Genomic DNA, 20212 nt, shown 5'->3' with positions numbered 1-20212 from the left:
ACGTCAGCTGCCGCTCGACGCCGCGACGGCTCCGGCGACGGCGACCGCCGCAACGGCGGCGGTCGCGGCCGCGATGGCGTCCTTGACGGCCTTGGCCGCCCAGGCGCCGTCGGCGATCTCCTTGGCGCGCTTGCGCACGACCTTCGGCGGCAGCCCGGCGAGGTCGACGACCTTGTGGGCCCGGTCCACCGCGGACAGCAGCGCGACCAGCGCCGCCGTGCGTTCGTCGGCCTGGACTCCCTGGACCAGCACCGAGGTGAGCCGGAACCGGAGCTCGCGCTCGCGTCCCGGGTCGGCGGTCGGCCACCGCTTGCTGGGGAACAGGCCGAGCACCTTGGTGTCGCGGCGCTCGAGGATGCCGCGCTCGACCAGCCGCCGCGCGAGCTCGTCGCGCAGGTGCTTGCCGAGCCGGGTCACCAGGTCCTGCGCCGTCCGGGGCCGCTGCGCGACCACGTCGTACGCCGCGGCCAGCGTCGGGTCGTCGGGCCGGGCGCCGGCCACCGCGTGCACCTTCGCGGTCCGCCACCGGCCCGGGTCCTCCTCGACCTCCACGGCGCCCGTGAGCGCGAGCTCGGTGAGCACGGCGCCGCCGAGCGCCGGAGGCAGGTTGATCGTCCCGACGACCGTGCCCTTCTCGTCGTGGAGCAGCAGCAGGAGCAGGTCCTCTGCGATGAGCGTCTCCATGTGTCGACGCTAGCAACGGCCCGCGACAACCCGGTGGCGCCGGGTCAATAGGATCAACCCATGACCCGAGTTCTGTCCGCCGTCGCCTGGCCGTACGCAAACGGCCCGCGCCACATCGGCCACGTGGCCGGTTTCGGTGTGCCCTCCGACGTCTTCAGTCGGTACATGCGGATGGCGGGTCACGACGTGCTGATGGTGTCGGGCTCCGACGAGCACGGGACGCCGATCCTGATCGCGGCCGGCGAGGAGGGCGTGAGCCCCCAGGAGCTCGCGGACCGCAACCACCGGATCATCGCCGAGGACCTCGCGGCGCTGGGCCTGACCTACGACCTCTACACCCGCACCACCACCCGCAACCACCACGCGGTGGTGCAGGAGCTGTTCCTCGGCGTGTACGAGAACGGCTACTTCGTCGAGCAGACGACGTACGGCGCGATCTCGCCGTCGACCGGGCGCACGCTGCCGGACCGCTACATCGAGGGCACCTGCCCGATCTGCGGGTACGCCGGCGCGCGCGGCGACCAGTGCGACAACTGCGGCAACCAGCTCGACCCGCAGGACCTGATCAACCCGGTGTCGAAGATCGACGGGCAGCCGCCGGAGTTCATCGAGACCCAGCACTTCTTCCTCGACCTGCCGGCGCTCGCCGACGCGCTGACCGAGTGGCTCGACGAGCGCGAGGCGTCGGGCACGTGGCGGCCCAACGTGATCCGGTTCAGCCAGAACATCCTCAAGGAGATCCGGCCGCGGGCGATGACCCGCGACATCGACTGGGGCATCGCCGTGCCCCTGGACGGCTGGCGCGAGAACCCGACCAAGAAGCTCTACGTCTGGTTCGACGCGGTCATCGGCTACCTCTCGGCGAGCATCGAGTGGGCGCGCCGGCAGGGCGACCCGGACCGCTGGCGCGAGTGGTGGAACGAGCCGAGCGCCGAGGCCTACTACTTCATGGGCAAGGACAACATCACCTTCCACAGCCAGATCTGGCCCGCCGAGCTGCTGGCCTACTCCGGCAAGGGAGCCAAGGGCGGCACCCCGCGGCAGTACGGCGTGCTCAACCTGCCCACCGAGGTCGTGAGCAGCGAGTTCCTCACGATGGAGGGCAAGAAGTTCTCGTCGTCGAAGAAGGTCGTCATCTACGTGCGGGACCTGCTCAGTCGCTACCAGCCCGACGCGTTCCGCTACTTCGTGGCCGCGGCCGGTCCGGAGAACCAGGACTCCGACTTCACCTGGTCGGAGTTCGTGCGCCGGACCAACGACGAGCTCGTCGCGGGCTGGGGCAACCTGGTCAACCGCACGGCGACGCTGATCGCGAAGAACTTCGGCGAGATCCCGGAGGCCGGCGAGCTGACCGCGGAGGACCAGGCGCTGCTCGACGCGACGCTCGCGTCGTTCACCACGGTCGGCGAGCTGCTCGAGCGGCACCGCCTCAAGCAGGCGATCGGCGAGGCGATGCGCGTGGTCGCCGAGGTCAACAAGTACGTGTCCGACACCGAGCCGTGGAAGATCAAGGACGACCCGGCGCGCCTGGGCACGGTGCTGCACGTCGTCGCGCAGTGCGTGGCCGACCTCAACCTGGTGCTCAGCCCGTTCCTGCCGTTCTCCGCGAACCAGGTCGACGCGGCGCTCGGCGGTGCCGGCGACGTCGCGCCGATGCCGCAGATCGTGGAGGTCGACGACCTCGACGGCGGAGCGCCGTACCCGATCATCACCGGCGAGTACTCCCGCACCCCGCGGTGGGAGCGGCGGCCCATCGTGCCCGGCACGCCGGTCGCGAAGCCGACGCCGATCTTCACCAAGCTCGACCCGTCGGTGGTAGACGAGGAGCTGGCGAGGCTGGGGAGTTGATCGCGCTCCTCGGCGACGACCGCGGCCACCGCAGCCACCAGGAGCTCAACGCGCTGCGCCCGATGCTCGACACGGAGACCGTGTGGGTGCCCACCGACTCGGCGTTCGACATCACGGAGTACGCCGGCGTCTGGCTGGTGCCCGGCTCGCCGTACGCCGACGACGCCGCGGTGCTCGCGGCCCTGACGGTGGTGCGGGAGCGCGGCATCCCGTTCCTGGGCTCGTGCGGAGGGATGCAGTACGCCGTCATCGAGTTCACCCGCTCGGTCCTCGGCGAGTCCGCCTCGCACGCGGAGTCCGACGGCGAGGCCGACGACAACGTCGTCACCGCGCTCGCGTGCAGCTTGTACGGCGAGGAGCGGCTCGTGACGCCGGTGCCGGGCACGCGGTTCGCCGACATCGTCGACGCGCCGTTCGTGGGCATGCACTTCTGCAACTACGCGCCGACCGCCGCGGCCGTGCGCCGGCTCGAGGGGGCCGGCGTGGTCGTGGGTGCGACGGCCGACGACGCGGGGGCCGAGGTGCTCGAGTTCCCGGACCATCCCTTCTACGTCGCCAGCATGTTCCAGCCCCACATCGGCGCCCTGGAGGGCCGCCCTGTGCACCCGCTGGTGCGGGCCTTCACGGCGGCGGTCGCCGCCCACTAGCGTCGGGCCATGAGCATCGCCTTCCTGGTGACCGCGCTGGTGATCGTCGCGACCCCCGGGACGGGCGCGCTCTACACGGTCGCCGCGGGCCTGGCGCGCGGGACGCGGGCCAGCATCCTCGCCGCGTTCGCCTGCACCCTGGGCACCGTGCCGCACCTGCTCGCCGCGATCACCGGCCTGGCCGCCGTGCTGCACGCGAGCGGCGTCGCCTTTCAGGCGATCAAGTACCTCGGCGTCGCCTACCTGCTGTGGATGGCGTGGGCGACCTGGCGCGACACCGGCACCCTGTCCGTCGACACCGGTGCCGGCACCGGGTCGCGCCGGCAGGTGCTGGTCGCGGGGATCACGCTGAACCTGCTCAACCCGAAGCTGACGATCTTCTTCTTCGCCTTCCTCCCGCAGTTCGTGCCGGCCGGCACGCCCCACCAGGTGCCCCGCATGCTCGCGCTGAGCGGCGTCTTCATGCTCATGACGTTCGTGGTCTTCGCGGCCTACGGCGCCGCGGCCGCCGCGCTCCGTGACCGTGTCCTCACCCGGCCGCGCCTGGTGCGGCGGATCCGGCAGGCGTTCGCGGCCTCGTTCGTGGCGCTCAGCGCCCGGCTCGCGGTGGAGTCGCGCTGACGATGCGCGCCCGCGTCACCCGTCGGTGACCCGGCCGCGCAGCGCCTTGGTCTGACCGCGCTGCTTCTTCGCGTCGAGCCGGCGCCTCTGCGAGCCGCGCGTGGGCTTGGTCGGCCGGCGCGGCGGGGGAGGCGGCGCCAGCGCGGTCCGGATCCGCTCGGCGAGGCGCTCGCGCGCGGCCACCCGGTTGCGGTGCTGCGAGCGGTGCTCGGACGCCACGACCACCACCGGGGAGCCGATCCGCCCGACGAGCCGGGCGCGCTGCTGCTCGGTCAGCGCGGACGACGTCAGGACGTCGAGCTCCAGCTCGACGCGGCTGTCGGTGGTGTTCACCGACTGCCCGCCCGGTCCGGACGACCGCGAGAACCGTTCGACCAGCTCGCCGGCCGGGATCACGAGGCCGGCGACCCTCAAGTCCTCACCCGGTCGGCTCACCGGCGTCGGCGCCACTCGATCAGCGGGCAGGTGTCCATGACCATGGGCACCCCGGCAGCCGTCGTGCGCTCGAACGCCGCCTCGTCGACGACCCCGAGCTGGAACCACACGCCGCCGGCGCCCACGGCGACCGCCTGGTCGGCGTACTCACCGGCCGCCTCCGAGCGCCGGAACACGTCGACGACGTCGATCGGGAACGACACGTCCGCGAGGCTCGCGTAGCCCTGCTCGCCCAGCACGGTGGGGGCGCTGGGATGGATCGGCACGATCCGCTTGCCGCGGCTCTGGAGGGCGCGGGCGACCTCGTACGCCGTCCTGCTCGGATCACCCGAGAGGCCGACGACCGCCCACGTCTCGGTGTCGTCGAGCATCGTCTCGACCCAGTCCGCGCGCTGCCAGTCCGTCATCCGGCCATCCTATTTGAGGACCCCACATCCGAATTCGGGAGAGATTCGGGGGTTCGGTCCCCGGGGCGGACGAGCAGGGGATAACGTGACGCGGCGCACTACCTACCGGTAGCCGCGCATTCGAGTTGCTCGGGAGGGAGCACACACATGAACCTTCGCAAGATCACGCGCAGCGCCGTCGTCGCCGGCGCGACCACCGCGCTGGCCGCCGGCGTCCTCGTCGGCCTCACCAGCACCACGGCCACTGCGGCGACCGGCACCGCCAACTACAACTGCACCAACGGCTTCACCACCGACGTGCTGCCGCTGACGCTGAGCGCGACCGCCGACCTCACGGCGTTCCCGCCGTTCGCGACCGGCTTCCAGGTGCCCGAGGACATCGTCGGTGTCGAGATCGGCATCGACCTCTCGCCGGAGGTCGTCGCCGGTCTCAAGGCCCAGGGCATCAACTCGGTCGGCGCCACCAGCGCCGGCATGAGCTTCCCGTTCGGCTCGTCCGCCGCCGCGCTCAAGGGCTTCAACGTCCCGTCGGCCCAGCTCCCGGCCACCGGTGGCTACAGCATGAAGACCACGACGGCGAACGAGCAGTTCGCGCTGCCCGAGCCCGGCACCCTCGAGCTGCTGATGCCGACGTCGTTCTCGCTGACCAACGTGATCCCGATCCCGCTGGACTGCACCGTGGCCGGCACCCAGGGCGTCGTGACGACCTACACGGTCGTGCCGCAGAACGCGGCCGTCACGGGCAAGGCCCCGAAGGCCGTCAAGAAGGGCCAGGCGTTCTCGGTCGTCGCCAGCGTCGTCGGCGACAACAAGCCCGCCACCGGCAAGGTCTCGCTGAAGGCCGGCTCCAAGAAGGTCGGCACCGGCACGCTCAAGAACGGCAAGGCCACGATCAAGCTGGCCAAGGGCATCAAGAAGACGACCACGTTCACGGTCGTCTACGCCGGTGACACCTCGACCAACGGAGCCTCGAGCGCCCCGTTCAAGGTCACCGTCAAGAAGTAGGCACCTGCTCCATCCGACGCCCGGCCGGGTTCTGCCCCGGCCGGGCGTCCGGCATTTCCGGGACCTGGCGTCGGGGCGCGGAGCGGGAAAATATACAATTCGGGCATGAGCTCCGAGTTCCCCATGTACGCGCTCTCCGAGGAGCACCAGGCGATCCGCGAGGCCGTCCGGGCCGTCTGCGACGCCAAGGTCGCGCCGTTCGCCGCCGACGTCGACGAGCACGCGCGCTACCCCCAGGAGGCGGCCGACGCGCTGCTGGCCGCGGACTTCCACGCCCCGCACGTGCCGGAGGAGTACGGCGGCGCCGGGGCCGACGCGCTCGCCACCGTGATCGTGATCGAGGAGGTCGCCCGCGCGTGCGCGTCGTCCAGCCTGATCCCCGCGGTGAACAAGCTCGGCTCCCTGCCCGTGCAGATCTCGGGGTCGGAGGAGCTCAAGAAGAAGTACCTCGGCGCGCTCGCGCGCGGTGAGGGCGGCTTCTCCTACTGCCTGTCCGAGCCGGACGCCGGCTCCGACGCGGTCGGCATGAAGGCCCGCGCGGTCCGCGACGGCGACTTCTGGGTGCTCGACGGTGTGAAGCGCTGGATCACCAACGCCGGCGAGTCCGACTTCTACACGGTGATGGCCGTGACCGACCCGGAGAAGCGCAGCCGCGGCATCTCGGCGTTCGTCGTCGAGAAGTCCGACGAGGGCGTGTCCTTCGGCGCGCCCGAGAAGAAGCTCGGCATCAAGGGCTCGCCCACCCGCGAGGTCTACCTCGACAACGTGCGGATCCCCGCCGACCGGATGATCGGCGCCGAGGGCACCGGCTTCGAGACGGCGATGAAGACCCTCGACCACACGCGCGTCACGATCGCGGCGCAGGCCGTCGGGATCGCGCAGGGTGCGCTGGACTACGCGCTGGAGTACGCGAAGGAGCGCAAGCAGTTCGGCAAGCCGATCGCCGACTTCCAGGGCCTGCAGTTCATGCTCGCCGACATGGGCATGAAGGTCGAGGCGGCCCGCCAGATGACCTACGCCGCCGCCGGCCGCTCCGAGCGCGGCGACTCCGACCTCACGTTCTTCGGCGCCGCGGCCAAGTGCTTCGCCTCCGACGTCGCGATGCAGGTCACCGTCGACGCCGTCCAGGTGCTCGGCGGCTACGGCTACACCCGTGACTACCCGGTCGAGCGGATGATGCGCGACGCCAAGATCACCCAGATCTACGAGGGCACCAACCAGGTGCAGCGGATCGTGATGGCCCGCCAGCTCCTCGCCGGGGTTCAGTCGGACATCTGACCGGCCACGCGGCGGCAGGCGGACACCAGGTCGTCGAGCGCCGCGTCGGGATCGGGGCGCCGGACCCGGCTCGCGTAGACCACGCGGGTCGGGCCGTCGGCGATCCGTCGTACGGCGACACCGGGCGGCAGTGCCGCGACGAGCAGACCGGGCACCAGCGCGATCGCGTGACCGGCTGCGACCAGCGCGACCTTGCCCAGCAGGTCGCCCGCCTCGAGGTCGATCCGGGGAGTGAAGCCGGCCGCGGCCGCAGCCTGTTGCAGCACGGCGGCCGAGCCGGCGTTGTCCTCGACCCACGTCTCGTCCCGGAGGACGCCGAGGCCCAACGGGTCGGCGGTGGCCGCGAGGTGGTGATCGGCGGGGAGGATCACCGACATCGGGTCGCGCAGCAGGACCGTCCGGTCGATGCCGGGCCGCACCGGCAGTCCGGGCGGGTAGTCGCTGACGACGGCGAGGTCGAGCACGCCGGCCTCGACGCCGTCCTCGAGCTCGGTGGACCCCGCGGTGCGCAGCGTCAGCAGCACCTCGGGGTGGTCGGCCCGGATCGCGCGGAACGCCTCCGGGAGCAGCCATCCGGAGGCGGAGGGGACCGCGCCCACCGAGAGCCGGCGCCGGTCCCGGGCGTCGCTCGCCGCCCGCCGCGCCTGCGCCTCCGCGTGCACCATCGTCTGGGCGTGCCGGAGGACGTCACGTCCAGCGGCGGTCGGCCGCACCCCCCGGGGTCGGCGCTCGAGGAGCGCGACGCCGAGGTCGCGCTCGAGGCCGGCCAGCTGCCGCGAGATTGCGGACTGGCTGTAGCCGAGCGCGGCGCCGGCCGCGGAGAACGAGCCGAGCCGGCAGACCTCGACGTACGTCCGCCACGCGCTGATCGTCGCCATGCGAGAAGTATGCGGGTTCCGCATGGATGACCGGTAGGACTTGCGCTTGTCGCACCTCTCGGCCGCACCTACGGTCGCCGCATGACACTCCCCACGGTGACCGTCGTCGGACTCGGCCGGATGGGTGCTGCCCTCCTGGACCGCCTGCTCGAGCAGGGCTTCGACGCGACCGGGTGGACCCGGTCGGAGGCCGGGCGGCCGCTCGCCGAGGCCGTGCGCGGACGCGGCGTCGTCGTGCTCGCGGTGTTCGACGGTGCCGCGTGCCGCGACGTGCTGGCCGACATCGTGGACGTCGGCGTGGTGGTGAACACCGCCACCGTCGGTCCTGCGGAGGCCGCGGAGCTCGCGGAGCTCGCGGTGAAGGCGGGCGTCGCCTACGTGCACGCGCCGGTCCTGGGATCCGTCGGTGCGGTGACGGCCGGGACACTCACCGTGATCGCCGGCGGTGACGTCGAGACACCGGGTGTCGCCGACGTCCTGTCCGCCGTCTCGGCGCGGGTGATCACCGCTCGCGGGGTGGCGGACGCGGCGGCGCTGAAGCTGGTCGGCGCGGCCGCACTGGCGAGCGCGCTCGACGGGGTCCGCACCGCCTGGACGGCCGCACGAGCACTGGGGGTGCCGGACGAGCAGGCCGTCGAGCTGCTGTCCCACACGGCGTTCGGCGGGCTCGTCGGGTCGAAGCGCGGCCAGCTGTTGGGGGAGGAGGTCCCGGACCGGGCGGACTTCGCCGTCGGCGCGCTCGCCAAGGACCTCGGGCTCGTCCAGCGCTCCGCCACGAGCACGCCGCCCACGCTCGCCGCGGTCCTGGAGCGTGCGGCCGCCGCCGGGTCCGGCGAGGACGTGGCCGTGCTGGCGCGTCCGGGGACGGGGGTGACCGCTCCGCTGGAGGACTACGCCCGGGGGCACGCCACCCGCGACCCGGCGTACTTCCGCCGGGCGTTCCTGCCGACCGCGCATGTCGAGGGGCTGCGCGACGGCGCCTTCACGTCCTGGGACCTGGACGGCTACACGGCGCTCTTCGACGGCCGCCCGGACCCGCGCGAGGCCGAGTTCTCACGGACCATCGACTCCGTGCGGGTCGACGGCACGGTCGCGACGGCGACGATGACGCTCGACCACGGGGAGAGCCGCTTCACCGACATGTTCGTGCTGGTGCGCACCGGCGACGGGTGGCGGATCGCGAACAAGGTCTACCACCGGCACTGAAGCGGCCCACCCCACCCGGGGTGATGCGGCTCCACCCGGGACGCGCCGACCATGGCGCGATGAGCAGTGACCCGTTCGACGGGCGGCCCGGTGGGTTCGAGTACTCGACCAAGGGCGCCCTGACCGACTTCACGACGATGTTCGCGGGCGTGCTGATGCTGGTCAGCGCGTCCTTCGAGATCCTCCAGGGACTGTCCGCGATCGCCAACGACGACCTGTACGCGGCGGGCAGCGACTATCTCTACAAGCTCGACATGACCGTGTGGGGCTGGGTGCACCTGGTGGTCGGGGTGCTCTCCGCCGCGGTCGCGATCGGGATCCTCGCCGGCCAGGCGTGGGCGTGGCTGTGCGGCATCATCGTCGTGAGCCTGTCGATGCTCACGAACTTCGCGGCGCTCCCGCACTACCCGCTGTGGTCGCTGGTGGTGATCGCGTTCGACGCGCTGATCATCTGGGCGCTGTGCCTGCAACTGGGCCACAAGCGCCCCTGACCCGGTCCCGCTCCTACCCCGGCCGGGGTGGTGCGGACCTACCCGGTCCGTCTCGACGATGGACCGACACTGCCGGAGCAACGGCAGCCCGCGACGCCGGCGTGAGCGCCGGCTGACAACGCTTGGAGGCACAACGTGATCACTGCATGGGAGTTCGGCAACGGGGACGTCTTCTTGTCCATGCTCTGGTTCTTCCTGTTCTTCATCTGGATCTGGCTGCTCATCGCGGTCTTCAGCGACATCTTCCGCAGTGACGACCTCTCCGGCTGGGGCAAGGGCCTCTGGACGGTCTTCGTGATCGTGCTGCCCTACCTCGGCGTGTTCGTGTACCTGATCGCCCGGGGCAAGAAGATGGGCGAGCACGCCGTGCGCGACGCCCAGGCGAGGGACGACCAGATGCGTGCGTACGTGCAGAACGTGACGGGTTCCTCGACGAGCACCGCCGAGGAGATCGAGAAGCTCGCGGCCCTGCAGGCCAGTGGCGCGATCACCGCGGAGGAGTTCGCCGCGGCGAAGGCCAAGCTGCTGGCGTGAGCTCGGCACCGGACGAGGACGGGGTGGGGCATGGTCGACGACGAGGGCGAGCTTCGCCGTGCTGTCGACCTGCCCGACCTCGACCTGGTCGAGTACGTCGTGATCACGCTCGGCGGCCTGTCGGCGACGGCGTCGATCGCCGGGGCCCTCAAGGAGCTCGTGGAGGCGGCGCGGATCCGGATCCTGGACCTGGTCGCGGTGGTGACCGACGCCGAGGGGCACTACACCTCGATCGAGGCGGAGTCCGTGCCCGGCCTCGCGGCCCTGCGCGGGGTCGAGGGCGAGGTGGGCGGCCTGCTGAGTGAGGACGACATCGCGCTGGCGTGCGGCGCTCTGAAGCCGTCGACCACCGCGCTCATCCTCGTCGTCGAGGACCGCTGGGCCCACCTCCTCGCCGACGCCGCCCGCCAGGGTGGCGGCCGGATCGTCGGCGGCGAGCGGATCCCGCGGCACCGGATCGCGCAGTCCCTGCGGGCGGCCGGGCGCCGGTCCGTCGACACCACCTAGAGAAGGGGACCGATCATGGAGCGGGTCGCCACCTCACGCGCCCACCTGCTCGGCGTGCTGCGCCGTCGTCCCGTCGTGGACGTGACCGCCGACCAGTTCATGCCCGAGGTCGACGTACGACGCTCCAACCAGGTCCGCGAGCTGTTGACGCTCGTCGACCGGGGGCTGCTCTCCGAGGAGGAGTTCGAGCAGCAGCAGCGCCGGCTGCACCGGGACACGCCCTAGCTAGCCGGCGGCGGTGCGCGGGAGCAGCCTCAGCTGTCGGGCCGTGTCGACGGCCTCCGCACGCGAGTTCACACCGAGCTTGCGGTAGATCACCCGCAGGTGGAACTTCAGCGTGTTCTGCGAGACGAAGAGCTCGGCGGCGATCTCGCGCAGCGACAGCCGGCTCGGCAGCAGTCGCAGCACGTCGCGCTCCCGCTCGGTGAGGTCCTCGACCAGGCCGGTCCGGGGGACCTGCGCCTCCCACGAGGAGACGAGGAGCCGGCGCAGCCGGTCCATCCAGCCGTCCGAGACCGCCCACGCGGTGAGCTCGACCAGCTCCAGCACGGTCGCCCCCTCGGCGGCCACCGACTGCAGCATGCCGTGCTCGGCCGCGAGCTCGACCGCGACCGCGACGTACTTGGCCGCGGCCTCCCTGCTCTCCGCGGCGACGGTCTGGGCGAGCACCAGGTCGTGGACCACGTGGTGGCGCGGACAGCGGGGGAGCGCCTGCGCGAGGAGGTCGCCGGCCTCGGCGTTCCGGCCACGCGCGAGCTCGACCTTCGCCCGGCACCACGGCCCCCAGAACGGGTCGTCGACGCGGCGGGCCCACTGATCCGCCGCCTCGAGATCGTCCGCGGCGAGGTGCACCAGCACGCCGACCCGGCCGAGCCGGGCGATCGGCCCGCCGAACTGCTCCGCACAGATCGCGACGGCCTCGGCGAACGCCGCCGCGGCGTCGGCGTGCCGGCCGTCGCCGAGGCGCATCTCGACCAGCTCGAGCTGGGCCAGGAGCGGCACGAAGGAGAACGGGTAGGTGTGCTGCGCGGCGAGCTGGCTCAGGCTCTGCTCGGCACGGTCGTGGTCGCCGACCTCGCGGGCGACGATCGCGTCGGCGAGGCCGAGCTCGGTGCGCAGCGTGGCCAGCGCGGTCGCGTCGACGATGTGCCGTACGCCGGCCGCGGACCGCAGCTCGTCGAGCGGGTGGCCGCTGAGGGCCAGGCCGAGCGCGCGGGTCCCCTCGAACGCCACCCGGCGGCCGGCGTCGTTGCTGACCGCGACCCGCGCCTCGCCGACCAGCCGCCCGCTGTCGTTCCAGCTCTCGTCCAGCGCGAGCCCGTGGGCCACCAGGCTCCAGGCGGCGCGCCCGACCGGGTCCTGCCAGACCTGGTCACCGAGCTCGTCGAGCGCCTGGCGGGCGAGCGCCTCGGAGCCCGCCCAGTCGCCGGCGAGGAAGCGCTCGGCCGACCTCAGGACCAGCAGCCGCGAGTCGTCGGCCGTCCGGGCCGCCGCGAGCGCGTCGAGGAACCCGGCCCGGTCGACGAACAGCCGGCACCACGCGTAGCGCACCAGGGACTCCGAGTCGGCGCTGCTGACGTCGGCCGGGATCGCGTCCAGCACCCGCGCGATGGTCGCGGAGCGTCCGGACTCGGAGAGGAGAAGGGCGATCTCGGAGAGCAGCCGCAGCGCCGCCGGCGCGTCACCGGCGGCCAACCAGTGCTCCACCGCTGCGGGTCCGTCGCCCATGCTCTCGAACCAGCGTGCCGCCCGGGTGTGCTGCTCGCGCAGGGTCTGCGGGGAACGGCGCTCGAGCTCGGCGAGCAGCATGTCGCGCACGAGCCCGTGGACCTCGAACCAACCACCCGCGTCGAGGCTGGTGACGAACAGGCCGCGGGCCCGGGCCTCCTCGAGCAGGTCGCCGGCGTCCTGCCGGGCGGTCAGCGCCTCCGCGAGGCCGTAGTTGACCCGGTCGACGACCGCGATCGCCAGGAGCAGGCTGATCAGCTCGCGCCGCTCGGTCCGCAGCACCTCGCGCCACACGTACTCGTCGACGAGCCGGTCGGACGGGTCGCTCGCGGCCGTCGGGCTCGACTCCGCCAGCTGCCGGCCCCGCTGGGAACGGATCGACAGGGCGGTCAGCTGGAGGGCCGCGGCCCAGCCGTCGGCGCGGCCGGCGAGCGTCGGGAGCATCTCGGCAGGCGCGTCCGGGCAGAGCGCGCTGAGCATCGCCATCGCCTCGTCCTCCCGGAAGCGCAGCATGTCGAACTCGACGTCGGCCAGGACCCCGGCGGCGCGCAGCCGCTCGACCGGCAGCGGGAGGCGGCGCCGGCTCAGCAGCAGCACGTGCAGCCAGTCCGGCTTGTGCTCCACGAACGACGCCAGCGCGGCCTGGGCGCCGGCATCCTCGTCGAGGCAGTGCACGTCGTCGACGACCAACACGCTGGGCGGGGCGTCGACGAGCTCGAGGTCGTCGGCGAGGACCCGGCCGACGTCGTCGAGCTCGACCGCTCCGGGCACCATCGCTCCGGGCACCAGGGCGGTGGCCCGGTCGCCGACGCCCGGCGAGAGCGTGTCGAGGGCGGCCATGAGCGCGGTCCACAGCTGCGCGGGGTCGCGGTCGGACTCGTCGAGCGCGAGCCAGGCGCTGGGACGGCGACCGCGGCGCACCCAGTCGGAGGCGAGGGCGGTCTTGCCCGCTCCGGCCGGCGCGACGAGGGCGGTGACGGCGTAGTCGGCGAGGTCGTCGAGCAGGTCGACGAGCCGGTCACGGGGCACGTAGTGGTCCGGGACGGTGGGGACCCGGAACTTCGAGCGGAAGAACGGCGAGGCCAGGCGCGTTCCGGGAGACCCGGACGGTGCCCGCCCACCTTGCCGCATGGCTCGAACCTAGATCGACGCGCGAACGGCTGTCGTCACCCGGATCGGGTGACGACAGCCGCGCGTCCAGCAGGCGTCAGCGGTAGAGGAGCTTGGCCTTCTGCGCGTCGAACTCCGCCTGCGTGAGGATGCCCTTGTCGCGCAGGTCGCCGAGCTTCTCGAGCTGGGCGATCAGCTCGTCACCGGACGGAGCGTCGTCCTCGACCGGGGCCGGGGGCGGCGGGGCGTACTGCTGCTGCGGCGGGGGAGCGTACTGCGGTTGAGCGGCGTACTGCTGCTGCTCCTGTGCGGCCCAGCGGCCGGCCTGCCGGCGCGAGACGCGGTTCGACACGGCGGTCGCCGTACCGGCCACGACCGCGGTGCGTGCCATTCCACCAACAAGTCCCATGGTGCACTTCCCTTCTTGCTTCAGGCGTTCTCGAGGGCGTCGAGCGCGGCGATGACCTCGTCGGCGGGGATGCGCCCGCTGGAGATCACGTCCGCACCGGCTCGGCGCAGGGCCGAGACGAACGGGCCGGCCCAGGTGTTCTCGTACACGAGCAGCCCCACCGCGCTGCCGGCCTCGGCCAGCGCGGCGCTCTCCGCCAGGTCGTCGTCGTCCAGCAGCCCGGACGAGACGCCCTCGAACACGGCGAGGTCGAGCGTGCCGTCCCCGTCGAGGTCGGTGATCTCGACGGCGGTGAAGGAGCCGTCGTCGCCGACCATGGCCACGGCCAGGTCGAGGATGCGGATGATTCCCTGCTCCACGAGGTCGATGAGCGCGGCCAGCGCCTCACCCTTGAGCTGGGCTCCCGGGAACTCCACGACCAGGTAGTCGATCGGCCCCACGTCTTGGTCGGTCATCTCTCCCCTTCCACGGCTGACAGGTCTGAGGCTCGAACGTGCCACGAGGGAGGGTGGTTCGCATTCACCCCGGGCGGGGTGGGGTTGGCCAACCCACCCTGAATTGGGTGAGGCGGCACCACCCGGATGTTCCCGAGAATCGGGTGGCTGGACTTTCGGACCGGACAGGAGCACCGATGTCGACCCAGGATGCTGTCGCCATGCCAGGACAGGTGGCGAACCCGGTGGCCGTGCCGGCGGACGAGGTCGCGCGCGGCCTCGGCGTCGACCCGGCCCAGGGGCTCTCGGCGGCCGAGGCCGCGGCCCGGCTCGCCTCCCACGGCCCGAACCAGCTGGCCGCCGCGAAGAAGGAGCCCGGGTGGAAGGCGTTCGTGCGCCAGTACCAGGACTTCATGCAGCTGATCCTGCTCGGCGCCGCGGTCGTCAACCAGGTCGTGGTGCAGGAGCTCGCCACCACGGTGCTGCTCGCCGGCCTGACGGTCTTCAACGCGATCATCGGCCTGCGGCAGGAGGCCAAGGCCGAGGAGAGCGTGAAGGCGCTCGCCCAGATGATGAAGACCATCGCCCGGGTACGCCGCGACGGCCAGGCGGTCGAGATCGACGCGAGCGACCTGGTCCCTGGCGACGTCGTGCTCGTCGAGGCGGGGAACCTGGTCCCCGCCGACGGCCGGGTGGTCCTGGCGGCGACGCTGGAGATCGAGGAGGCCGCGCTCACCGGTGAGAGCCTCCCCGTCGGGAAGTCGGTCGACCCGGTGCCCGGCGACGACGTACCGCTCGGTGACCGCACCTGCATGGCGTACATGAACACCTCGGTGACCCGCGGACGTGGCGAGCTGGTCGTGACCTCCACGGGTATGGGCACCGAGATCGGCCACATCGCCGACATGCTCGCGAACACCGAGGCCACCAAGACGCCGCTGCAGCGGCAGCTGGACTCGCTGTCGAAGATCATCGCCTCGATCGCCGGCGTCGCGCTGGTGCTCGTCGTGCTGCTGGGCCGGGCGCAGGGCCTGGACTTCGACACCCTCTTCATCACCGGTGTCGCCCTGGCGGTCGCCGCGATCCCCACCGGCCTGCCCGCGGTCGTCACCGCACTGCTGTCGATGGGGACCCGGGAGATCGCCGAGCGGGGCGCGATCGTGAAGCGGCTGCCGGCCGTCGAGACCCTCGGCTCCACCTCGGCGATCTGCTCGGACAAGACCGGCACGCTGACGCTCAACAAGATGACCGCCCGCGAGCTGGTGATCCCCGGGCAGAACCGCTACACGGTCACCGGCGAGGGCTACAGCACCGTCGGGGAGCTCAACCACGTCGGCGGCCAGCGCATCGACCTCGACCCGTACCTGCTGCCGATGGTGCTCTGCGCCGACGCCGTGCTGGACGGCGAGGCCTTGATCGGCGACCCGACCGAGGGAGCGTTGATCGTGCTCGGGGCCAAGGGCGGGCTGAACATCACCGAGACGCGGGCGGCCCTGCCGCGCGTCGCGGAGGTGCCGTTCGACTCCGACTACAAGTTCATGGCGACGTTCCACGAGATGACCGCCGACGACGGTCGCCCGGTGGTGCGCTGCTACGTCAAGGGCGCGCCGGACGTGTTGATCGCTCGCGCCACGACGTTCCGGCACCCCGACGGGTCGCTGATCGCGATCACCGAGGAGAACCGGCACCTCGCGCTCGAGGCCAACGACGCGATCGCCAACGCGGGGGAGCGGGTCATGGTGGTCGCGCAGCGCGACTTCGAGCCCGGCGTCGTCCAGGCCGGTGGTGACCTGCTGCCGCTGGTCCAGGAGCTCACCCTGCTCGCGATGGTCGGCATCGTGGACCCGCCCCGGCCCGAGGCGAAGGCGGCGATCGCCGAGTGCCGGACGGCGGGCATCCGGGTCCGGATGATCACCGGTGACCACGCCACCACGGCCGGGGCCATCGCGGCCGAGCTCGGCATCGAGGGCCGGGCGATCACCGGCACCCAGTTCGCCGCGATGAGCGACGAGCAGCTGCGCACGGAGATCGACGACATCGGCGTGGTGGCGCGGGTCGCGCCGGAGGACAAGGTGCGCCTGGTCCGGCTGCTGAAGGAGAAGGGCAACATCGTCGCGATGACCGGCGACGGCGTGAACGACGCGCCGGCGCTGAAGTCGGCCGACATCGGTGTCGCGATGGGCATCACCGGCACCGAGGTCTCCAAGCAGGCCGCGGTGATGATCCTGACCGATGACAACTTCGCGACGATCGTCGGCGCGGTGGCCTACGGCCGCACGCTGTACGACAACCTGCTGAAGTACCTGCGCTTCCAGATGTCGACGCTGGTCGCCTACATCGCGATCTTCATCGGGGCGGGCATCCTCGGCATCGCCAGCGGTGCGCCGCTCAACCCGTACCAGATCCTGTGGCTGAACATGGTCGTCGACATCCCGCTCGCGATCGCGCTCGGCTTCGACCAGCCCGCGCGTGGGCTGATGTCGCGACCGCCGCGGCCGGTATCCGCGCCGGTGCTGTCGCGCAACAACTGGATCCGGCTCTGCGTCCAGGGCGCGGTGATGACCGTCGGTGCGCTGCTCGCCTACCAGATCGGCGACGGCGCAATCGGAGACATCGACGGCAACGCGGTGCTGGCGAGCACCATGCTGCTGACGACGCTCTCGGTCTTCCACCTCGCCGCGGCGCTGCTCAGCCGCGACCAGCGCAACACGATCTTCGACCGAGACGCGATCCCGGCCGTCGTCCAGCTGCGCCGCTACGGCCTCGCGCTGCTGGCGATCGTGGCGGTGACCGGCATCGACTTCCTCGCCCGCATCGTCGGCACGACCGCGCTGACGTTCGACCAGTGGTGCATCTGCATCGGCATCGCACTCTCGATCGTCGTGGTCGAGGAGCTGATCAAGGTGGTCGTCCGCCGCCTCGACCCCGACCCCGAGCCCGTCTGACAGCCAACCCACCCAAGGAGACAAGAGATGACGACGTTCACCGTGTGGAAGTTCGACGACCCGGCCGGAGCGGAGCATGCGGAGTCGGTCCTGGAGTCCGCGGCCTCCGAAGGGCTGGTGAAGATCGTCGACCACGCCGTCGTGAGCTGGCCGGTCGGCGAGGCGAAGCCGACGACCAAGCACAAGCACGACGACCCGAAGCGGGGTGCCGGCTGGGGCGCACTGTGGGGTGTCGTCGCGGGCTCGCTGTTCCTGGTGCCTGTCGTCGGCGGCGTGGTGGGAGCGGCGATCGGTGCGCTGAGCAAGGCCACCGACGGCACCGGCATCACGAAGGGCGACCTCGAGCGGATCCGCAAGGAGGTCGTCGAAGGCTCCTCGGCGCTGTTCCTCGTCACCGACGAGGGCGACCTCGATCGCCTCGGTGAGCGCCTCCGCGGCCTGGACAAGACGCTGATCAGCACCAACCTGACCGAGGCCGAGCGCGAGACCCTGATGGAGACGTTCGGCGGTCAGTGAACCGGGTACGGCTTCTGCATGCCTCAGCAACAGTGGTCGAAGAAGCGGGAACGTCAGTACGAGCACATCAAGGAGGGCCTCGAGGACCGGGGCCGCAGCGAGGACGAGGCCGAGGAGATCGCGGCCCGGACCGTGAACAAAGAGCGGGCGCGGCACGGTGAGGCCGAGCAGGCCAGCCGCACGTCGACCGATGACATCTCGTCCGGTCGCCGCGGCGGCCTGCGTTCCCACCGGGGCGCGGGCGGACGCACCCGCGACCAGCTCTACGCGGAGGCCCGCCGCAAGGGGATCAAGGGCCGCTCGAAGATGAACAAGGCCGAGCTCGAGAAGGCCGTCGGCCGCTAGAAGACGTCGGGCAGCTCGGACGCGCGGCCGGAGAACTCCGGGGCGCGCTTCTCGAGGAACGCCGCCACGCCCTCCTTGCCGTCGCCGAGCGACGACCAGTACATCGCCAGCGAGTCGGACAGGTGGGCCTCGAGCGGGTCGGCCACCGCGCTGTTGCGGTAGAGCAGTCGCTTGGCGAGGCCCAGCGCTGTCGCCGAGCGGCCGACGACGAACGACCGGGCGAGCTCCTGGGCCGCGGGCACCAGGTCGTCAGGCTCGTGCAGGCTGCGCACCAGGCGTCCCGCCAGCGCGGCGTCCGCGTCGAGGATGTCGGCGGAGTAGACCCACTCCAGCGCCTGCTGGATGCCGACGATCCGGGGCAGGAACCACGTGGACGCGGCCTCCGGCACGATGCCGAGCCGCCCGAACACGAACCCGATCCGCGCCCTGGTCGACGCGAGCCGGAGGTCCATCGCGAGCGTCATCGTGGCGCCGATACCGACGGCCGGCCCGTTGATCGCCGCGATCACCGGCTTCGGCAGCGCGTGGATCGCGAGCGTCACCTTGCCGCCGGTGTCGCGCACCCCCGCGTCGTACGGCGCCGCGTCGTACGACTCCCGGAACTCCGCCACCGTCGGGCGCAGCGACTCGTCGAGCCCGAACACGTTGCCCTCGGCGGACAGGTCCATGCCGGCGCAGAACGCCCGGCCCGCGCCGGTGACCACGACCGCGCGGACGTCGTCGGCGTGGGCGTCGGTGCGGAAGAGCTGCTCAAGCTCGCCGGCCATCGTCAGGTCGAACGCATTGAGCTGGTCGGGGCGGTTCAGCGTCAGCGTGGCGACGCCGTCGGCGTCGACGTCCCACGCCAGGGTCTCGTAGCGGGCCCGGCTCATCCGGTCACGCTCTTCGGGAGCCCGGTGGGGGTGCAGAGGCCCTTGGGGACGTCCCCGGTCTTGTCCTCGCGGATGAGGCCGAACAGCTGCTCCGAGCGGTCCGGGTCCCAGTGGACCGCGAGGTCGGAGATCGGGACCACGCAGCTCAGGTCGACGCTGGTCATCGCCATCGCCCAGCGGCCGGCCTGGAACGGGCCCATGCCCTCACCGAACGCGAAGAAGTCCGGCACGGCGTTCCACAGCCGCCAGTAGCGGACCGGGTTGACGAACGTCCACGGCGACATCACCTCGTCGCCGATCGCGGCCACGACCTCGCGCTGGTGCTTGACCCGCTCGATGTCGCCGATGTTGGACGTGTGCCGCGAGCGCGCGTACCCGAGTGCCACCTCGCCGTTCGCCTCCTGGCAGCCCTTCTCGATGTCGAGGTCCGCGAGCGGGTCCTTCATCGCCTCGGTCGGGCAGATCTCGATGCCCCCCACGGCGTCGACCACGCCGGCCAGCCCGCCGAGCCCGATCTCGATGTACTCGTCGACCCGGATGCCGGTGTTCTGCTCGATCGTGCGCACCAGCAGCTTCGGGCCGCCGAACGCGTACGCCGCGTTGATCTTGGTCGTGCCGTAGCCCGGGACGTCGACGAGCGAGTCGCGCGGGATCGACATCAGCAGGTTGGGGCCGTCGCCGGTGTGCAGCAGCATGATCGTGTCGGTGCGCTGGCCCGACGCGTTGCCGGTTCCGTACTTCTTGCGCTCCTCGGCCGACAGTCCGGCGCGCGAGTCGCTGCCGACCATGAGGTAGGTCGTACCCGGTTGGTCGTCGGGTCGCTGGCCCTTCGGCTCGAACGCGACCCCGTCGACCTTGGTCCACGCGAAGAACGGGACGGCGACGAGGTAGACCAGCCACGCGACGAGCAGGAGCAGCACGATCCGCACGGCCCGCTTGACGCCGCCGCGCCGGCGCGGCGGGCGCTGGCCGCCGCCCGGGGTCGGGGTCGGCGGTTGACCGGGAGGCGGTGGGGGGAGCGGCGGCGGCTCGTACGTCGGCGCGGTCACGGCGGGATCTCCCGGGGGCGAGGGCTGGTCGGGACGCGGCTGCACCGGCATCACCCGGGTCTCGTCGGGACGCGGCTCGGCGGGGGGCGTGCCGCCCTCGCTGCCGTAGAGCCAGTGGTACTCGGGCGTCCCGTCCTCGGGTGTGCCGTCTCCCCGGGGACGATCGGTCATGGCCGTGACGGTACCGCCCCGGCCGCAACCCGATCCGGTGAGGGCTCCCGGCGCGTCGTGCCCGGATGTGACGGGTGTGACTGGTGATACTG

At 71.9% G+C, this 20212-nt stretch carries 22 protein-coding genes; 13 read left to right on the top strand and 9 right to left on the bottom strand.

From position 1 onward, the window contains the following. Positions 1-3 precede the first annotated feature (3 nt). On the bottom strand, positions 4-684 hold the full coding sequence (locus ABD875_RS10955; RefSeq protein ID WP_345175938.1) for a GOLPH3/VPS74 family protein: 681 nt from the start codon (positions 682-684) through the stop codon (positions 4-6). A gap of 60 nt (positions 685-744) precedes the next feature. On the opposite strand from ABD875_RS10955, the gene metG reads away from it, so the two are divergent. From metG to ABD875_RS10940, 3 genes are read left to right on the top strand one after another with little or no spacing between them, the layout of a single operon-like run. Beyond that, positions 745-2532: a methionine--tRNA ligase gene (gene metG / locus ABD875_RS10950; protein ID WP_345175929.1), complete on the top strand. Its 1788-nt coding sequence runs from the start codon at positions 745-747 to the stop codon at positions 2530-2532. Continuing rightward, positions 2529-3179 (top strand): glutamine amidotransferase-related protein, encoded by a 651-nt coding sequence (locus ABD875_RS10945; RefSeq protein WP_345175921.1) that lies wholly within the window; start codon positions 2529-2531, stop codon positions 3177-3179. The genes metG and ABD875_RS10945 overlap by 4 nt, the downstream gene beginning before the upstream one ends. 9 nt (positions 3180-3188) lie before the next feature. Next, complete coding sequence (locus ABD875_RS10940) at positions 3189-3800, top strand: LysE family translocator (RefSeq protein ID WP_345175914.1); 612 nt, start codon at positions 3189-3191, stop codon at positions 3798-3800. Between the two features lie 15 nt (positions 3801-3815). Here the strand turns inward: ABD875_RS10940 and arfB are convergent, their stop codons facing one another. After that, a complete protein-coding gene (gene arfB / locus ABD875_RS10935; protein ID WP_345175906.1) occupies positions 3816-4214 on the bottom strand; it encodes an alternative ribosome rescue aminoacyl-tRNA hydrolase ArfB in 399 nt (132 codons plus the stop codon). A gap of 17 nt (positions 4215-4231) precedes the next feature. Beyond that, positions 4232-4642: a CoA-binding protein gene (locus ABD875_RS10930; RefSeq protein WP_345175899.1), complete on the bottom strand. Its 411-nt coding sequence runs from the start codon at positions 4640-4642 to the stop codon at positions 4232-4234. Between the two features lie 147 nt (positions 4643-4789). Between ABD875_RS10930 and ABD875_RS10925 the strand changes: the two genes are divergently transcribed. Next, a complete protein-coding gene (locus ABD875_RS10925; protein WP_345175890.1) occupies positions 4790-5647 on the top strand; it encodes an Ig-like domain-containing protein in 858 nt (285 codons plus the stop codon). 105 nt (positions 5648-5752) lie between these two features. Continuing rightward, positions 5753-6925, top strand: coding sequence for an acyl-CoA dehydrogenase family protein (locus ABD875_RS10920; protein ID WP_345175883.1), 1173 nt, complete (start codon positions 5753-5755; stop codon positions 6923-6925). On the opposite strand, the gene ABD875_RS10915 is transcribed toward ABD875_RS10920, so the two are convergent. Further along, on the bottom strand, positions 6910-7803 hold the full coding sequence (locus tag ABD875_RS10915; protein ID WP_345175864.1) for a LysR family transcriptional regulator: 894 nt from the start codon (positions 7801-7803) through the stop codon (positions 6910-6912). The genes ABD875_RS10920 and ABD875_RS10915 overlap by 16 nt on opposite strands. Before the next feature lie 81 nt (positions 7804-7884). On the opposite strand from ABD875_RS10915, the gene ABD875_RS10910 reads away from it, so the two are divergent. The 5 genes from ABD875_RS10910 (at position 7885) to ABD875_RS10890 (ending at position 10766) form a co-directional block, all read left to right on the top strand. Then, entirely contained in the window at positions 7885-9009 is a 1125-nt protein-coding gene (locus ABD875_RS10910) for a nuclear transport factor 2 family protein (RefSeq protein WP_345175857.1), read from the top strand. Positions 9010-9068: 59 nt separating this feature from the next. Then, positions 9069-9500, top strand: a complete 432-nt coding sequence (locus ABD875_RS10905; RefSeq protein ID WP_345175848.1) for a DUF7144 family membrane protein — start codon at positions 9069-9071, stop codon at positions 9498-9500. Between the two features lie 135 nt (positions 9501-9635). Next, positions 9636-10034 carry an SHOCT domain-containing protein gene (locus ABD875_RS10900; protein ID WP_345175842.1) on the top strand — a complete coding sequence of 133 codons (399 nt, stop codon included), beginning with the start codon at positions 9636-9638 and terminating at the stop codon, positions 10032-10034. A 30-nt stretch (positions 10035-10064) separates the two neighbouring features. Next, entirely contained in the window at positions 10065-10541 is a 477-nt protein-coding gene (locus tag ABD875_RS10895) for a DUF6325 family protein (RefSeq protein ID WP_345175834.1), read from the top strand. 15 nt (positions 10542-10556) lie between these two features. Beyond that, positions 10557-10766, top strand: a complete 210-nt coding sequence (locus ABD875_RS10890) for a hypothetical protein (protein ID WP_345175827.1) — start codon at positions 10557-10559, stop codon at positions 10764-10766. Here ABD875_RS10890 and ABD875_RS10885 read toward each other — a convergent pair whose 3' ends face one another. From ABD875_RS10885 to ABD875_RS10875, 3 genes are all read right to left on the bottom strand, one after another. After that, a complete protein-coding gene (locus tag ABD875_RS10885; protein WP_345175821.1) occupies positions 10767-13400 on the bottom strand; it encodes a winged helix-turn-helix domain-containing protein in 2634 nt (877 codons plus the stop codon). Positions 13401-13476: 76 nt separating this feature from the next. Continuing rightward, positions 13477-13770, bottom strand: coding sequence for an SHOCT domain-containing protein (locus ABD875_RS10880; protein WP_345175816.1), 294 nt, complete (start codon positions 13768-13770; stop codon positions 13477-13479). Between the two features lie 38 nt (positions 13771-13808). After that, entirely contained in the window at positions 13809-14243 is a 435-nt protein-coding gene (locus ABD875_RS10875; protein ID WP_345175808.1) for a DUF6325 family protein, read from the bottom strand. A 200-nt stretch (positions 14244-14443) separates the two neighbouring features. Here ABD875_RS10875 and ABD875_RS10870 point away from each other — a divergent pair, with 200 nt between their 5' ends. The 3 genes from ABD875_RS10870 to ABD875_RS10860 are packed head-to-tail and all read left to right on the top strand — an operon-like array spanning position 14444 to position 18028. Continuing rightward, positions 14444-17167 carry a cation-translocating P-type ATPase gene (locus ABD875_RS10870; protein ID WP_345175800.1) on the top strand — a complete coding sequence of 908 codons (2724 nt, stop codon included), beginning with the start codon at positions 14444-14446 and terminating at the stop codon, positions 17165-17167. Between the two features lie 27 nt (positions 17168-17194). Beyond that, positions 17195-17683, top strand: coding sequence for a DUF1269 domain-containing protein (locus tag ABD875_RS10865; RefSeq protein WP_345175793.1), 489 nt, complete (start codon positions 17195-17197; stop codon positions 17681-17683). Between the two features lie 18 nt (positions 17684-17701). Beyond that, a complete protein-coding gene (locus ABD875_RS10860) occupies positions 17702-18028 on the top strand; it encodes a plasmid stabilization protein (protein WP_345175785.1) in 327 nt (108 codons plus the stop codon). Here the strand turns inward: ABD875_RS10860 and ABD875_RS10855 are convergent. Together ABD875_RS10855 and ABD875_RS10850 are read right to left on the bottom strand one after the other, a co-directional pair. After that, positions 18025-18900 (bottom strand): crotonase/enoyl-CoA hydratase family protein, encoded by an 876-nt coding sequence (locus ABD875_RS10855; RefSeq protein WP_345175780.1) that lies wholly within the window; start codon positions 18898-18900, stop codon positions 18025-18027. The genes ABD875_RS10860 and ABD875_RS10855 overlap by 4 nt on opposite strands. After that, positions 18897-20120: an LCP family protein gene (locus ABD875_RS10850; RefSeq protein WP_345175771.1), complete on the bottom strand. Its 1224-nt coding sequence runs from the start codon at positions 20118-20120 to the stop codon at positions 18897-18899. The genes ABD875_RS10855 and ABD875_RS10850 overlap by 4 nt, the downstream gene beginning before the upstream one ends. Positions 20121-20212: the final 92 nt, after the last annotated feature.

This window comes from Nocardioides caricicola, assembly GCF_039541135.1.
Taxonomy (GTDB): Bacteria; Actinomycetota; Actinomycetes; order Propionibacteriales; family Nocardioidaceae; genus Nocardioides; species Nocardioides caricicola.
Note: the sequence above shows the minus strand (reverse complement) of the source record. Positions and strands in the feature narration are given on the sequence as shown.

Excerpts from the sequence above, each read along its gene's own strand:
- ABD875_RS10920 (WP_345175883.1), top strand. The coding sequence starts at position 5,753 with ATGAGCTCCGAGTTCCCCATGTACGCGCTCTCCGAGGAGCACCAGGCG.
- ABD875_RS10855 (WP_345175780.1), bottom strand. The coding sequence starts at position 18,900 with ATGAGCCGGGCCCGCTACGAGACCCTGGCGTGGGACGTCGACGCCGAC.
- ABD875_RS10890 (WP_345175827.1), top strand. The coding sequence starts at position 10,557 with ATGGAGCGGGTCGCCACCTCACGCGCCCACCTGCTCGGCGTGCTGCGC.
- ABD875_RS10880 (WP_345175816.1), bottom strand. The coding sequence starts at position 13,770 with ATGGCACGCACCGCGGTCGTGGCCGGTACGGCGACCGCCGTGTCGAAC.
- ABD875_RS10910 (WP_345175857.1), top strand. The coding sequence starts at position 7,885 with ATGACACTCCCCACGGTGACCGTCGTCGGACTCGGCCGGATGGGTGCT.
- ABD875_RS10895 (WP_345175834.1), top strand. The coding sequence starts at position 10,065 with ATGGTCGACGACGAGGGCGAGCTTCGCCGTGCTGTCGACCTGCCCGAC.
- ABD875_RS10940 (WP_345175914.1), top strand. The coding sequence starts at position 3,189 with ATGAGCATCGCCTTCCTGGTGACCGCGCTGGTGATCGTCGCGACCCCC.
- ABD875_RS10915 (WP_345175864.1), bottom strand. The coding sequence starts at position 7,803 with ATGGCGACGATCAGCGCGTGGCGGACGTACGTCGAGGTCTGCCGGCTC.
- ABD875_RS10930 (WP_345175899.1), bottom strand. The coding sequence starts at position 4,642 with ATGACGGACTGGCAGCGCGCGGACTGGGTCGAGACGATGCTCGACGAC.
- ABD875_RS10875 (WP_345175808.1), bottom strand. The coding sequence starts at position 14,243 with ATGACCGACCAAGACGTGGGGCCGATCGACTACCTGGTCGTGGAGTTC.
- ABD875_RS10850 (WP_345175771.1), bottom strand. The coding sequence starts at position 20,120 with ATGACCGATCGTCCCCGGGGAGACGGCACACCCGAGGACGGGACGCCC.
- ABD875_RS10870 (WP_345175800.1), top strand. The coding sequence starts at position 14,444 with ATGCCAGGACAGGTGGCGAACCCGGTGGCCGTGCCGGCGGACGAGGTC.
- ABD875_RS10885 (WP_345175821.1), bottom strand. The coding sequence starts at position 13,400 with ATGCGGCAAGGTGGGCGGGCACCGTCCGGGTCTCCCGGAACGCGCCTG.
- ABD875_RS10955 (WP_345175938.1), bottom strand. The coding sequence starts at position 684 with ATGGAGACGCTCATCGCAGAGGACCTGCTCCTGCTGCTGCTCCACGAC.
- ABD875_RS10860 (WP_345175785.1), top strand. The coding sequence starts at position 17,702 with ATGCCTCAGCAACAGTGGTCGAAGAAGCGGGAACGTCAGTACGAGCAC.
- metG (WP_345175929.1), top strand. The coding sequence starts at position 745 with ATGACCCGAGTTCTGTCCGCCGTCGCCTGGCCGTACGCAAACGGCCCG.
- ABD875_RS10865 (WP_345175793.1), top strand. The coding sequence starts at position 17,195 with ATGACGACGTTCACCGTGTGGAAGTTCGACGACCCGGCCGGAGCGGAG.
- ABD875_RS10925 (WP_345175890.1), top strand. The coding sequence starts at position 4,790 with ATGAACCTTCGCAAGATCACGCGCAGCGCCGTCGTCGCCGGCGCGACC.
- ABD875_RS10905 (WP_345175848.1), top strand. The coding sequence starts at position 9,069 with ATGAGCAGTGACCCGTTCGACGGGCGGCCCGGTGGGTTCGAGTACTCG.